This window comes from Qipengyuania sp. R86523 (assembly GCF_044596365.1).
Classification (GTDB): Bacteria; Pseudomonadota; Alphaproteobacteria; order Sphingomonadales; family Sphingomonadaceae; genus Qipengyuania; species Qipengyuania citrea.
On the sequence record NZ_CP138997.1, the window covers coordinates 660,986 to 674,647 of the forward strand.

11 protein-coding genes are annotated in these 13,662 nt (G+C 66.2%); 5 read left to right on the forward strand and 6 right to left on the reverse strand.

Going from position 1 to position 13,662, the window contains the following annotated elements:
• The first annotated feature begins 1 nt into the window (after position 1).
• Complete coding sequence (trpC, locus tag SJY12_RS03240; RefSeq protein ID WP_063511697.1) at positions 2–787, forward strand: indole-3-glycerol phosphate synthase TrpC; 786 nt, start codon at positions 2–4, stop codon at positions 785–787.
• Positions 788–934: 147 nt separating this feature from the next.
• On the forward strand, positions 935–1,624 hold the full coding sequence (lexA, locus tag SJY12_RS03245; protein WP_397505971.1) for a transcriptional repressor LexA: 690 nt from the start codon (positions 935–937) through the stop codon (positions 1,622–1,624).
• A gap of 18 nt (positions 1,625–1,642) precedes the next feature.
• Here lexA and SJY12_RS03250 read toward each other — a convergent pair whose 3' ends face one another.
• Positions 1,643–3,733, reverse strand: a complete 2,091-nt coding sequence (locus SJY12_RS03250; RefSeq protein WP_397505972.1) for a ComEC/Rec2 family competence protein — start codon at positions 3,731–3,733, stop codon at positions 1,643–1,645.
• A 121-nt stretch (positions 3,734–3,854) separates the two neighbouring features.
• Here SJY12_RS03250 and gltX point away from each other — a divergent pair, with 121 nt between their 5' ends.
• Together gltX and SJY12_RS03260 are read left to right on the forward strand one after the other, a co-directional pair.
• A complete protein-coding gene (gene gltX / locus SJY12_RS03255) occupies positions 3,855–5,306 on the forward strand; it encodes a glutamate--tRNA ligase (RefSeq protein WP_397505973.1) in 1,452 nt (483 codons plus the stop codon).
• A 10-nt stretch (positions 5,307–5,316) separates the two neighbouring features.
• On the forward strand, positions 5,317–6,603 hold the full coding sequence (locus tag SJY12_RS03260) for a citrate synthase (RefSeq protein WP_050601243.1): 1,287 nt from the start codon (positions 5,317–5,319) through the stop codon (positions 6,601–6,603).
• A 116-nt stretch (positions 6,604–6,719) separates the two neighbouring features.
• On the opposite strand, the gene SJY12_RS03265 is transcribed toward SJY12_RS03260, so the two are convergent.
• From SJY12_RS03265 to SJY12_RS03280, 4 genes are all read right to left on the reverse strand, one after another.
• Positions 6,720–8,123 (reverse strand): sensor histidine kinase, encoded by a 1,404-nt coding sequence (locus SJY12_RS03265; protein ID WP_397505974.1) that lies wholly within the window; start codon positions 8,121–8,123, stop codon positions 6,720–6,722.
• A gap of 2 nt (positions 8,124–8,125) precedes the next feature.
• Positions 8,126–9,088 (reverse strand): hypothetical protein, encoded by a 963-nt coding sequence (locus SJY12_RS03270; protein WP_397505975.1) that lies wholly within the window; start codon positions 9,086–9,088, stop codon positions 8,126–8,128.
• A gap of 35 nt (positions 9,089–9,123) precedes the next feature.
• Positions 9,124–10,302: a hypothetical protein gene (locus tag SJY12_RS03275; RefSeq protein ID WP_230833003.1), complete on the reverse strand. Its 1,179-nt coding sequence runs from the start codon at positions 10,300–10,302 to the stop codon at positions 9,124–9,126.
• An 85-nt stretch (positions 10,303–10,387) separates the two neighbouring features.
• Complete coding sequence (locus SJY12_RS03280; RefSeq protein ID WP_397505976.1) at positions 10,388–10,684, reverse strand: Hpt domain-containing protein; 297 nt, start codon at positions 10,682–10,684, stop codon at positions 10,388–10,390.
• Between the two features lie 71 nt (positions 10,685–10,755).
• Here SJY12_RS03280 and SJY12_RS03285 point away from each other — a divergent pair, with 71 nt between their 5' ends.
• Positions 10,756–13,380 (forward strand): ATPase, encoded by a 2,625-nt coding sequence (locus tag SJY12_RS03285; RefSeq protein WP_397505977.1) that lies wholly within the window; start codon positions 10,756–10,758, stop codon positions 13,378–13,380.
• On the opposite strand, the gene SJY12_RS03290 is transcribed toward SJY12_RS03285, so the two are convergent.
• Entirely contained in the window at positions 13,381–13,653 is a 273-nt protein-coding gene (locus SJY12_RS03290; protein ID WP_050601237.1) for a DUF1467 family protein, read from the reverse strand.
• Positions 13,654–13,662 lie beyond the last annotated feature (9 nt).

A 13,662-nucleotide genomic window follows, 5' to 3' on the forward strand; every position in this document is an offset into this window, starting at 1 on the left:
CATGAACAAGCTGGAAGAAATCTGCGCCACCAAGCGCGAAGAAGTGGCTGCCCGCAAGCAGGAACGCTCGCTGTCCGATCTCGAAACCGCGATCCGTGCGCAGACCCCGCCGCGCGGGTTTCAGGCTGCACTCGCCCGCGCGCAGGATGACGGCTTCGGACTTATTGCCGAGATCAAGAAAGCCTCGCCGTCGAAGGGCCTGATCCGCGCCGATTTCGAGCCGGCGGCGCATGCCAGGGCCTATGCCGCAGGGGGCGCGGCATGCCTTTCCGTGCTGACCGATGCGCCCTATTTCCAAGGCCATGAGGATTACCTCATCGCCGCCCGCGAGGCCTGCGACCTGCCCGTCCTGCGCAAGGATTTCATGGTCGACCCGTGGCAGGTCGCCGAAGCACGCGCGCTCGGTGCCGATGCCATCCTGATCATCGTCGCGGCGCTCGATGACAGCGTCATGGCCGAGATCGAGGCGGCCGCGCTCGACCATTCGATGGATGTGCTAATCGAAGTCCACGACGCCGCCGAAATGGACCGCGCAGCGCGGCTTTCCTCGCGGCTCATCGGGGTGAACAACCGCGACCTGAAAACCTTCACCACCGATCTCGCAACGACCGAGCAGCTTGCCCCGCGGGCGCCGGCGGAAAGCCTGCTGGTGGGCGAGAGCGGGATCAGCTCGCATGCGGATTGTGCCCGTCTCGCAGATTCGGGTGTGCGCAGCTTCCTCGTTGGTGAGAGCCTGATGCGGCAGGCCGATGTCGCTGCTGCGACCAGGACGCTGCTGCACGGCTGAACCGTCGCGCCCGGGGCAAAGCAGGAACAGCTGTTCTCGCCTCCATACCGCTAAACCGGCGCAATTGCTTGACTTGCCGATTCGGGTTGCCTACTTGTTCCGTATTCGTTCACAGCTTTGTGAACAGGCGATACGGGAGTTCGCACCATGCTGACCGCCAAGCAGCACGAATTGATCCGCTTTATCCAGCAACGCCTGGAAGACACCGGCATTTCCCCGAGTTTCGAGGAAATGAAGGAAGCCCTCGACCTCAAGAGCAAGTCGGGCGTTCACCGCCTGATCTCGGCGCTCGAGGAACGCGGTTTCATCCGCCGGCTGCCCAACCGTGCACGCGCACTGGAAGTGGTCAAGCTTCCCGAAGACGCAGTTACCGGGAGCGACAAGCCCAGTGCTGCGAACGCCCTGGTCGGGGCGGCAATGCCGACCAAGACCGTGGCACCCGAACCCGCCAACGACATCATCGACGTGCCGCTGCACGGACGGATCGCCGCCGGCGCGCCGATCGAGGCGATCGAAGGCCAGTCGAGCATGCCGGTTCCCGCTGCCCTGCTCGGTCCCGGCGAACATTACGCGCTCGAAGTCTCGGGCAATTCGATGATCGAGGCCGGCATTTTCGATGGCGACTTCGCTCTCGTGAAACGGACCGACAGCGCGCGCGATGGCGAAATCGTGGTGGCGCTGGTCGACAACGAGGAAGCCACGCTCAAATATCTGCGCAAGGACGCGGGGCGCGTGATCCTCGATCCGGCCAATGGCGCCTATGACCCCCAGGTCTACGATGCGCACCGCGTTCAGGTGCAGGGCAAGCTCGCCGGGCTATTGCGCCGCTATCACTGATGGTACGCGCACCGCGCCCTATCGGCGCGGGGCCGGCCACCAGCCATGCGCACCCTGGTCCTGCGCGACCGTATCGATGCGTTCGCGATCGAGATAAACCGCGACGCCGCCTTCGCGTTGCAGATAGCGCCGATCGGCCTTGAGCCAACGCGGCCGGCAGCTGCGCGGCAGGAAGCGGTCGGCCACGACGATATCGGCCTTCCCGCAGGCTGCGGCCAGCGCACGCTCGGCGATCAAGTCGCGATTGCGGGCCACGAGCACGCTCCATGTCTTCCCGCTTCTCTCGACGGGGAGCACGCAGAACTCGGGGCTGCACCGGCTCTGCGGCCACGCCGCGATGGCCATGGGCTCGCGGTCGGTTCCGGCCAGTTCGAGCAGGTTCTGCTGCGCATAGCCCCCGGCACTGTCGCGGAGGACGAGCAGGCGGTCGGCCTGGCTGGCAATACCCAGATCGCGCCCGTCACGGGTGATCAGCAGGTCGGGAACCGGGGCTGTCACGATCAGGATCGTGGACAGCGCGATCGGCACCGCGCCCCACAGTCTTGCCCTGCCCTGCCACAACGCCAGCCACAGTGCACCGCCGATATAGAGCGCCATCGTGCCCATGCCGATGCGGGGCGACAGTTTGACCGAACCGGGTTGCTCGGCGAAGAAATGCGCGATCGCCAGCAGCACGTCGAGTGACTGGCCGACCAGCCACCAGGCCGGCGCCCCCGCCCCCACCAGATCGAGGAAGAGCGCGAGCGCAACCAGCGGCATCGATACGAAGGTTACCAGCGGGATCGCGATCAGATTGGCCGCCGCGCCGTAGAGCCCAGCACGGTGGAAATGGAACAGCACGATCGGAATCAGCGTGAATTCGATGACCAGCCCGGTCAGGAACAGCATCGCTGCACGCCGTGCCAGGCGCGATAGCCAGCTTTCCTCGCGCGGCGCTAGGAAGCTGCGGACCCAAGCGGCATTGTGGAGCGAGACAATGGCGATGACCGCGGCAAAGCTCATCTGGAAACTCGGCCCGACCAGCAATTCCGGCCAGAGCGCCAGCACCACGCCGGCGGCGATCGCGACCATCCGCAGCGACAGGGGTTCGCGCCCCAGGGCCAGCGCGACGAGCACGAGCAAGGCGCCGATGCAGCTGCGAACGGTCGGCACCTGCGCGCCGGTAAGCAGCGTGTAGCCGATGCCCGCAAGCGCGGCTGCACCCGCCGCCACCAACGGCAACCGCACGCGCAGCGCCAGCCAAGGCCAGGCTGCCAGCAGTTTCAGCACCACCAGATAGGTCGCGGCGATAATCGCGCTGACATGCAGGCCGCTGATCGAAAGCAGATGGGTCAGCCCGGCATCGCGCATGGCTTCTTCGTCGGCCTCGGGGATCGCACCGCGGTCGCCGCTCGCCAGCGTGGCCGCGATGGCGCCCGCCGTCCCGTCGAGATTGCGCCGCACATGCGCCGACAGGCGGCGCTGGATCACGGCGATCGACACAAGCGTCTCCGCGGGCGGTTCGACGAGTTCGACGTCACCGACCACCGATCCGGTGGCCGACAGGCCATCGAACCAAGCCCGCCGCGCGAAATTGTAAGCACCCGGCACGATCGGCGGCGATGGCGGCATCAACCGCGCGCTCAGACGGATCCGTGCCCCTTCGCGCAGCTGCGGCCCGTCGGCTTCCAGCGGCAGATTGACGCGGTAGGCGACTGCCCGGGCTGTCTCGGGGTCGCGTGCTGCCAGCACCAGCCTTACCCGTCCTTCCGCCGGCTGTTCCTCGCGCGCGAGGATCCGTCCATCGATCCGTTCGAACCGCGGATAGGGGATCGGCTCGGCACCCACTGTCGCCGACCGCGCCCAGACCAGCGCGGTGCCCGCTGATATGGCGAGGGCAATCGAAAGCAGCGCAGCAAGCGCATAATTACGGTTCTCGCGGCCGCGCCATGCGGTGATGGCTGCGAAGGCTACGACCAGCGAACCGGCGATCACGGCGAGCCATTGCCACGGCCCGGCAAGGAGGAACCACAGCCCGATGCCGCAGCCGAAAGCGACCGCCAGCCATGGACCGCGATCGAATTCGGCGCCCGCGAGAAATGCCTCGAACCGGGCTGCCAAACTGGACATTGCGCCGCGCATGCGCCAAGGGCGCGGCACTGTTTCGCGGGCGGTTTCGCCCGCTTCTCCCATCGGTATCGAAGGCGTCCCCCGTGTCGCCATGTGAATGTTTGAAAGGAAGCGAGTGACAATGGCAAGCGATAGTGACAGCGAGACCCCTCCGGTCGTCACCCGCTTCGCTCCCTCGCCCACCGGCTATCTGCATATCGGCGGGGCGCGGACCGCGCTGTTCAACTGGCTCTATGCGCGCCACCACGGCGGCCGCGCGCTGCTGCGGATCGAGGATACCGACAAGAAGCGCAGCACGCAGGACGCGATCGACAAGATCATCGACGGGCTTGGCTGGCTCGGCCTCGATTTCGACGATGCGCCGGTGTTCCAGTCTGACCGCGCCGAGCGCCACGCCGAAGTGGCGCACAAGCTGCTCGAGGCGGGCCATGCCTACAAATGCTTCGCCACGCCCGAGGAACTCGAGGCGATGCGCGCCGAACAACGCGCCAACAAGCAGCCGATGCGTTACGACCGCCGCTGGCGCGATCGCGATGCGAGCGAAGCTCCCGCGGGCGCGCCCTATGTGATCCGGCTCAAGGTCCCGGCCGAGGGCGAAACCACGATCCACGACCAGGTCCAGGGCAAGGTCACGGTGAAGAATGCCGAGATCGACGATTACGTGCTGTTGCGCGCGGACGGCACGCCGACCTATATGCTGGCGGTGGTGGTCGACGATCACGACATGGGCGTCACACACATCATTCGCGGCGACGATCACCTCAACAACGCCTTCCGCCAGCTGCCGGTGATCCGCGCGATGGATGCGATCGAGGGCGGCTGGCCCGATCCGGTCTATGCGCATGTCCCGCTGATCCACGGACCAGACGGGGCGAAGATGTCGAAGCGCCACGGCGCGGTCGGCGTCGAAGCCTATCGCGACGAAGAAGGCGTGCTGCCCGAAGCGCTGTTCAACTACCTGCTGCGGCTCGGCTGGGGTCATGGCGATCGCGAGGAAATCAGCCGCGACGAAGCGATCGAACTGTTCGACCTCGATGGCGTCGGCAAGGGCCCGGCGCGTTTCGACATCAAGAAACTGCAGAACCTCAACGGCCATTACATCCGCGAGGCGGATGATGAACGGCTGGCCGACATCGTCGCCGACAGGATCGGTGAAAACGCCGACCGCGCGCTGCTTGCCGAAGCCATGCCTGTGCTCAAGACGCGTGCAAGGTCCATGAATGAACTTGCTGAGGGTGCAGGATTTCTTTTCGCCACGCGCCCCTTGCAGATGACCGACAAGGCGGCGGGGTTGCTCGATGATGAAGCGCGGGCGCGGCTCGCCGGTTTGTCCGAAATGCTGCATGTGCAAAATGACTGGACAATCGAGGCTCTGGAAGCCACTACGAAGGCCTATGCCGAGCAGCTCGAACTGGGTCTCGGCAAGCTCGCGCAGCCCATGCGCGCAGCACTGACGGGGACGACGACGTCACCCGGCATTTTCGATGTGTTGGTCCTGTTGGGCAAGGAAGAGTCGCTCTTGCGTATCGATGCGCAGGCCGCCTCGCCCGCAGGCACCGAAGAGAACGAGTGAGGAGACACGCGTGGCCGACAAGCAGGCAACCCTCGATCTGGGTGGTCAGACCCAGGAATTCCCCGTGCTGCAGGGCAGCGTTGGCCCCGACGTGGTCGACATCCGCAAGCTGTACGGCACCACCGGCAAGTTCACCTACGACCCGGGCTACAAGTCGACTGCCAGCTGCGAAAGCGCGCTGACCTATATCGACGGCGAAGAAGGCATCCTGCTGCACCGCGGCTATCCGATCGGCCAGCTGGCGGAAAATTCGTCGTTCATGGAAGTCGCCTACCTGCTGCTCAACGGCGAACTGCCGCAGCAGACCGAGCTCGACGATTTCACCTACACGATCACGCGGCACACCATGCTGCATGACCAGCTGCGCCAGTTCTACCAGGGTTTCCGCCGCGATGCGCACCCCATGGCGATCATGTGCGGCGTGGTCGGCGCGCTGTCGGCCTTCTATCACGACAGCACCGACATTTCGGATCCCGAGCAGCGCAAGATCGCCAGCCACCGGCTGATCGCGAAAATGCCGACCATCGCCGCCATGGCGTATAAGTATTCGGTTGGTCAGCCGATGATGCAGCCCGACAACTCGCTGAGCTACACGGGCAATTTCCTGCGCATGACCTTCGGCGTGCCGGCCGAGGAATATGAAATCCACCCCGCCATCGAGCGTGCAATGGATCGCATCTTCATCCTCCATGCCGACCACGAACAGAACGCCTCGACCTCGACCGTGCGACTGGCCGGTTCGTCGGGCGCCAATCCCTTCGCCTGCATCGCGGCCGGCATTGCCTGCCTGTGGGGTCCGGCGCACGGCGGCGCCAACGAGGCGGCGCTCAACATGCTGCAGGAAATCGGCTCGCCCGATCGCATCCCGCACTATATCGAGCGCGCCAAGGACAAGAACGACCCGTTCCGCCTGATGGGCTTCGGCCACCGCGTGTACAAGAACTACGATCCGCGCGCGACCGTGATGCAGCAGACGCTGCGTGAGGTGTTCGAAGCGCTGAACGTCAACGACCCGGTGTTCGAGACCGCGCTCAAGCTTGAAGAGCTCGCGCTCAACGACGACTACTTCAAGGAAAAGAAGCTTTTTCCGAACGTCGACTTCTACTCGGGCATCATCCTCAACGCGATCGGTTTCCCGACGACCATGTTCACCGCGCTGTTCGCACTCGCCCGCACCGTGGGCTGGGTCGCGCAGTGGAACGAAATGATCTCGGATCCCGCTCAGGTGATCGGCCGTCCGCGCCAGCTTTACACCGGCCCGACCGAACGCGATTACGTCCAGATCGGCCAGCGTTAAGGCTCAAGCCAGGTAACACGAACGGGCCTTGCGAGGCGGCTTCCCGCCCCTCGCAAGGCCCGTTTTTCGTTGGGGATGCTACTGCCGCTGCGCGCGGCCGCGGCAACGGCAAGGCTTCAGCGCGGTGTCTGGCGCAAATCCTCTGCGGCGGGGACCGACAGCGTGAAGCGCGCGCCCTGCCCCGGCGCGCTTTCGACGGTCAGGTTGCCGTCCATCGCACGCGCGATGCGGCGCGAAATGTAGAGTCCGAGACCAGACCCGCCATCGCCGCTGCGCCCGAGCCGTTCGAACTTCTCGAAAATCCGTTCCTGCTGGTCTTCGCCGAGGCCATGCCCCTGGTCGGCGACGGTGATCAGTGCGCGGCTGCCAATCCGGTCGAGCCGGATCCATACCTGGCTGTCATCGGGCGAATAGCGGATCGCATTGCCGACGAGATTGAGCAGGATCTGCAACACGCGCCGGAATTCGGCGATTGCCAGCTGGCTTTCCCCTTCGGGCGGCGCGACGAGCGTGATGCCCTTCTCGCGCGCGCGCACGCCTAGTATACCGCAGGCGCGCCGGGCCACATCCGCCAGTTCGATCCGGTCGGGCGCGGTCACGAAATCCTCGGATTCGACGACTTCGAGATCGGACAGATCATCGATCAGCGCGAGGAGGTGCTGCGCGGCGGTGGCGATATCGGCGGCGTAGGAACTGTATTCGTCGGCCAGCGGGCCCGCCAGCTTGGTCCGGATCGTCTCGGCGTTGGCGATGATCCGGTTGATCGGCTGGCGCAGGACGGGGGTCAGGTCGCGGCCGAACGAAGGCCCTTCCGCGCCCTCGTCCTCGGCATCGGCGTCACCCTTGGCCAGCGGCCGGTCGGCGGTCAGATAGAGCACGAAACCCGCGCTACCGGGCTGCGACTGTCCCAGCGGTTCGAGATGCGCGGTCCAGTTGCGGTTCGACCCCGCGATGCTGCAACTCGCACCGTCGAGCAGGCGCCAGTGCAGCGGCTGCTGGTGGCTGCTGCCGGGCAGGTCGACCAGCTCGGTCCACGGCTTGCCGACCTTTGCCCGCGCTTGCTCGGAAAACTCGGCAAGATCGGAAGCTTCGGTTTCGAGCGACAGGAGCCGCTGCTGCGAATCGAGTCGCGCGGTGCAGTCGGCCGTATGGCGGTTGATCTCGACGCGACGCCGGGCCGCTTCGATATCGTTCTCGGGCGGCAGTTCCTCGCTGTGCCAGCTGACCACGTCGATCGCGCAGCCATCGGCCTCGCCCGCCTCGTTTGTCACCGGCGCGATTTCGACCCAGGCGGTGACCCGGTTCTCGCCGTCGATGGCTTCGAACTGGCGCGCGAGGCGCAGGCCATAACGCTGGGCCTTCTCGACCAGCGCAAGCAGTTCGGGAATGGCGATACGCGTACCCAGCGAACCGCCGCAGGCATGCTGGAGGCGCGCGACGATTTCGTCCGCTTCGACCAGTCGCGCGTCGGCATCGGCGTGGGCCCGGGCGATATAATGGGTTCCAACAGTCGTCGCCATGGTCAGTCTACCTCGGTGAGCGGTGTATCGGCGATCAGCCGGCGGGCATCGTCGGGATCGATGGTAACGGCCTCGGCGGGCGGTTCGGCCTGCGGATTGATCCGCAGGACCTGTCGTTCGGCCTCCTCGCCCGACAGCCCTGCGGCGCGCAGGCCGAGCGCAAGGCGCGCAGTCTGGCGGTTGTTTGTCGACAGCACCGCAGCTGTGCGCGACTGGCCCGACCGTGTCGCCAGCGCGGTCAGGAACAGCGCCACGCCAGCGCGATCGATATCGAGCGCGCGTGCGCCCGCGGCCCCCATGCCCGTCACGACCCGCGCAAGCAGCGACAGCCGCCCTGCGCCTTCGTCGAAACTGGAACGGAGCTTGGTTTCCGCCCGCATCATCGCATCCGACCGCAGCTGGTTGCTGAATTCGCGCCATCCGACCAGCAGGTCGTGCAGGAGGTCGCCCGGCAATTCGCTGAGCGGCAATTCCATGCGGCGCTGGGTCTGGGCGAAGCGCGCCTGTGCGGTCAATGCAGCCATTGCCGCGCCGGAGACGCCATCGTCGTCATGCGCGATGAGTTCCTGCACCAGCGGCGAGAGCACCGGATCGATGCCCGAACGCACTTCCAGCGCTTCCGCCAGCTGCCACTCGATCGCCAGCGAATGGCAGTGCGCCAGCAGAGCGGGCCGTCCGACGAAATGTTCGGCCAGGGCTTCGCCGTGGCGTTCAACGAAGGTTTCGCGTTCGGACTGCCCCGCCGCCTCGGCCTGCGCACGCAGCACCTGCCAGGCAAGGTGGTGGCACATGCCGCGAACCCGGGCGACGATCTCGTCGCTGAACAGCGAATGATCGGGCGTGGCCAGCAGATGCGTCAGGATCGGCGTGATCCGCGCAAGCGACGCATTGCCCTGCGCGAGGGCTTCGCGCAGCGAATCGTGGCCGGCGCCCTGCGGCTCGGATGCGGGATCAGGGATCGACATGACCGGGTGGTACCATCGCCATAGTTAAATGGCCGTTAGTCGCGCGGCGGTGCAGTGAGAAAAAGCGACACGAGAGCGCCCAGCGCGAGCACTGCGGCTGCGGGCTGGATCACGCCGAACAACGCCGCGGGGATCAGCAGCGCCGTCAGCATGACGCGATCGGCATAGCTGCGGCGCCAGTCGCGCTGCGCCAACCGCTCGCCCAGGTGCAGCAGGCCGAACAGGACCGCAGGCACGAAAAGCCGCAGCCAGGCGGTGTCTTCAGGCGATGCGAGGACGATCAGCAGGACGATCACGGGATCGATGAGGATGGCCAGGGCCTGCACCAGCAAGGGCACGCGCGGACGGACCTGGCCCGCCGACGATACACGGCGCACCACCGCCTCCATCGCGAACAGCAACGCGGCGACCGCAGCGAGGCCGAAACCGGGCACCAGCCACCCGAATACTGCAACGGCCAGCGCAAGCACGGCGGCCGCAGCCGAACCCAGCGCGAGGAAGCGTGCCAGATTGCCGCGCATCGTATCGCGCGCGAGCCGCGCCCCCATGCGTTCCGCGACAGCAAGGCCGGGGGCCTTGAACGGCGCGACGTCGGCATGCCCCGCCACCCAGCTGCGTTCGCGCACTGCAAGCTGTTCGGGCGCCGGGTCGTTGAGCCAGATATCCTCGTCGAGCAGGCGGGTCTCGAGCGGATAGGTCCGCGTGCCCGATTGCAGCGCGATACGCAGCAGCGCGGAGGGCGTATCGACATCGTCGGGCAATTGCGCGAGCTGTTCGACCGCCTGCCCCCTCGTCAGCAGGACGCCGGCCCAGGCGAAATGCGCATCGATGCGCTCATAGCCGCGCTGCACCGCAGGATCCTCGGGAAAGACCAGCACGCCCGGCTTGGTCAGCTGCCGCAGCACCGCCTCCTCTTCGGGCAGCACGCCCGGCGCCATGACCAGCAATTCGTCCGATGCACTCACCATGCCCGACAGCTTGCGGGGTTCGTGCAGCGCGATGAAACGCGCACCGGCGGCCTCCGCCCGGTGCTGGAGTTCGATCACCTCGCGGCCGACCGCCTGCGCGAGACAGGCGATGGTTTCGCATCCCGCAGCCAGCGCGATGTCGAGCTGGCGTTCTACCAGCCTCGCGCCGGCAAGCAGGCGAAAGGGAGCCGGCACCTGCTGCGGGCCGGTCTGGCGATCGAGCACGGACAGCAGGGCGACGCGCACGCAGGACTCCGGTTGGCGGTTCGACGGATGTCTTGCTTTTAAGTGTGCGGGGCAGCTTCCGCCAAGGGTGCGGCGGCGGTTTCCCTCAGTTGAGAGCGGCGATGACGCTTTCGATGCGGCTGATCACCGTGGGTTCTCCCGGTGCCCCGGCGCGGGCTTCTTCGGCGAGATCCATCAGTTTTGTTGCATGAAAGCTCGCGGCCAGTTTCCCGAGCCGCTCGGCCGCCATTGCCCAATTGGCATCGCACCGGGCCCGGCGCAGCAGGTCGTGATGCGCCGACGCGCTCTGCACGAACGCCTGCTTCAGGTCTTCCCGCAGGGCGAAGTCGTCCCCGGCAGCATGGGCCAGCGCGGCTTCGAAACCTGTAGTGTGATAGGCCATCGGGCTACCGTAAACGCGAGGCGGTTAATTCAGGTTTAAGCCTGATCGCTTTGGTGGTAGTTTGCCCCATTATGAGAAAGCGCTCGCTTATCCAGGCCGTCGATCAGACGCCTGACGAAACCCATGAGGAAGCCGTTGTTTCCGAAGAGTTTGTCGCAGAAACTTCGCCGGAACTCGAAGAAGACGACGAGGTGGTCTGGGACGATGAGTCCGCGGCCCGGCGGCGCTTTTCCTGGCTGCTCCCAGCTGCGGCGATCCTGGCGATAGCGGGCTGGACGGCGTTTTTTGCCTGGGCGCATGCCAGCCAGCTGATGGCCCTCCCCACGCCCCGCGCCTGGACCGCGCTGGTCACCCAATGGGCAGTGCCCGTCCTGCTGGTAATCGGCGTATGGCTTCTGGCAATGCGCAATTCGGCCCGCGAAGCGCGCCGCTTCGCCACTGTCGCCCACGATCTGTCAGCGCAGAGCGCCGAACTGGAAAGCCGGCTGGTGACGATCAACCGCGAACTCAGCCTCGCGCGCGAATTCCTGACCAGCCAGACGCGCGATCTCGACTATCTCGGTCGGACCGCGACCGACCGGCTGTCCGAACATGCCGACCGGTTGCAGGCGCTGGTCGCGGACAATGGCGAACAGGTCGAAGCGATCGCACGTGTGAGCGTTACCGCTCTGGAAAACATGGACAAACTCCGCGACAACCTGCCTGTTGTCGCCAGCTCGGCCAAGGATGTGTCGAACCAGATCGGTAGCGCCGGCCGCGAAGCGCAGAACCAGCTCGACGGGCTGGTTGACGGTTTCGCCAGGCTCAACGAGTTCGGCTCTGCGAGCGAGCGGCAGGTCGCCTCGCTACGCGAGCGGATCGATGGCGCGCTCGAGGCTTTTTCACAGCAGGCCGATCATCTTGCCGAGATCGCCGATCGGCGGTTCTCGGAACTGCGCGAGGGCAGCGAGGATTTCCGCGGCGAACTCGACCGCCGCGAAGTCGAGGCGTTGGCATCGCTGCGCACCCGCTTCGACAAGCTGCGCAGCGAATTCGCCGAGACCGAGACCGCTACCGCGGCGGACCGTGAAACCGCGGTCGCCAGCCTGACCGAGCGGCTCGCCGCCATTCGTGAGGAAACCGCGCATGCGGCGGCGGCCATACGCGAAGGCGAAGCGCAAGCGATGAACGCATGGCAAGAGCAGATCGAGGCCATGCGCGAGAGGATGAACGACGCCGTCGAGGAGATCGCCCGCGTCGATGATGCCGCGCTGGAAGCGGCCAATGCCAAGCTTGCGGCACTGGCTGCCGAGGCCGAACGCGTCGATACCCGGATTGCCGAACGCAATCGGATGTTCGCGCAGGAGACCACCGAGCGACAGGTCGCCATGGCCGAGGCCGAAGAGGCAGCCCAGCAACGCCTGACCCAGCGGCTCGCCGCGCTCGACGAAGCGATTGCCGATCGCCGGGCAGCGCAGGCCGAACAGCTGTCGCTCATGGCTGCGGAAGGCGACGAACTGGGCGAACGCATCGCGGCGCTCGGTACGGTGTTCGCGGCGATTGCCGAACAGGGCCGCGAGGCGCGGACCGAGCTCGCCGACGGGATCGGCGCGCTCAATGCGAAACTGGCGGACAGCCGCGGCGCGCTCGACGGGACCGAGACAGCGGTATCGCAGCTGACCGACGCCAGCGTCCGCCTGCTCGAGCTGATCCAGGCGAGCGCGAAGCACAGCCGCGACGACCTGCCGCAGGCGATGGAGGCAAGCGAAGCGCGGCTGGACCGAATCGAACAGCGCGCCGAAGAAGTGAACGCGCTGCTCGACCAGGCGAAATCCGCCGGCGAAGCGCTGACCGCGAGCATGGATACCGCCGAGGCGCGCAGCCGCGAGGCAATGGACGGGATCGAGGTGTTCCAGAACCGTTTCGGCGAAACCGCGTCCGAGCATGCCGATGAAATCGCCCGGCTGCGCGGCAGCATTGCGACGCTGGGCGAGGAAAGCGCCGGGGTTTCCGAACAGGCGCAGACCGCGCTGCGCGATGCGATCACCGCGCTCGAAACCAGCGCACGCGAAGCGCTGGGCGCGATCGAGACCGAACAGGCCGAACGCATCGCCGGGATCGCGCGCGAGGTCGGCCAGCAAAGCGCCGAGGCGATCGACCACGCGCTGCGCGAGCAGACCGCGCATGCGCTGACCGAACTGGACGCCGCGAGCGAGCGTTCTGCCGCAGCGGGACGCGAGATCACCCGGCAGCTGCGCGACCAGCTGGCCAAGGTCAACGAACTGACCGCCAATCTGGAAAGCCGCATTGCCCACGCGCGCGAACGCGCGGCCGAGGACGTGGACAATGATTTCTCACGCCGTGTCGCGCTGATCAGCGAAAGCCTCAATTCGAACGCGATCGACATCACCAAGGCACTGTCGACCGATGTGACCGATACCGCGTGGACCAGCTATCTGCGCGGCGACCGGGGGATCTTCACCCGGCGCGCGGTCCGCCTGCTCGACAACACCGAGGCGCGCGAGATCGCGGAACTGTACGATGCGGACCACGATTTCCGCGACCATGTCAGCCGCTACATCCACGATTTCGAGGCGATGCTGCGCACGCTGCTATCCACGCGCGACGGCAATGCCATCAGCGTGACGCTGCTCAGCAGCGATATGGGCAAGCTCTACGTGGTGCTGGCGCAGGCGCTGGAACGGCTGCGCCAGTGATCAGCCCGCCGACGGGCCCCACAGGATGATGTCGTCCACGGTGATCCATCCGTAGATGTAGTTGAGCACGTAAAGCGTGGTGACGACCGCGGAGAGGATCACCGCGCGCAGCAGCAAACGACCGGCGCGAAATTCCACCGGCGCGCTATCGGCCTGCCCGGGAATTTTCTCGATCCCCGCCTCGTCATGCGTGCGCACGCCGAAGGGCAGCAGCACGAAGGCGCTGAACACGAAGAACAGGAAATAGATCGCGAGAATGCTGGTCCACTGCATGGCTGCGCC